This window comes from Aeromonas sp. 25-248, from assembly GCF_053005425.1.
Map to the genome: position 1 here is coordinate 1 of NZ_JBRKTB010000032.1, position 753 is coordinate 753.

Here is a 753-nt window from a genome sequence, read left to right on the forward strand (position 1 = left end):
TGTAGTGGTCAACTAAATCCGGACACACAGTTAAGCCGATTTTCGGCCTCTGCTGGCGGTATCCCATCATTGTGTTGATGCGGGCGCCGCCAGTTGTAGTAATCCATTAGGTAATAGCTGATATCCCGCTTGGCTTCCCGCAGGCTCATGTACCCCGTGGTCGGAAGCCATTCCGTCTTGAGGCTCCTGAACAGCCGCTCCATCGGCGCGTTATCCCAGCAGTTGCCACGCCGGCTCATGCTCTGGGTCATGCGATAGCGCCACAGCCGTTGCCGAAATACCCGGCTGCCGTATTGGCTGCCCTGGTCGGAGTGAAACAGCACGCCAGACGGGCAGCCCCGTTGCTGATACGCCATGTCGAGCGCTTTCACGGCCAACTCAGCATCAGGCCTGCCGGACATCGCCCAGCCCACGACCCGTCGGGTGTGGAGGTCGAGCACCGCGGCCAGGTAATGCCAGCGGCCACCTGCCCATACGTAAGTGATGTCGCCGCACCACACCTGATTGGGTTGCTGGACATCAAATTCACGCGCCAGAAGATTGGGAATATCCGGTCGTTCAGACCGCGCGACCTGATAACGATGAGCTCCCGGTTGTTTGGAGACCAGCCCGGCCTCCTTCATCAGGCGACGCACCTTGAACCGACCAATCTGATGCCCCAGTGCCCGCATCATTGACATCAAGGCCCGGCTGCCAGCTGAGCCTCTACTCTCTTTGAACAAACACCGTAACTCACTTCTCTGCTGCACCCGC

1 protein-coding gene is annotated in these 753 nt (G+C 59.4%); it reads right to left on the reverse strand.

The window, feature by feature from the left end; genetic code table 11:
* Nucleotides 1–8 precede the first annotated feature (8 nt).
* The coding region (locus ACVDHI_RS20745) for an IS3 family transposase (protein WP_447212479.1) at nt 9–753 on the reverse strand (745 nt) is incomplete at its 5' end.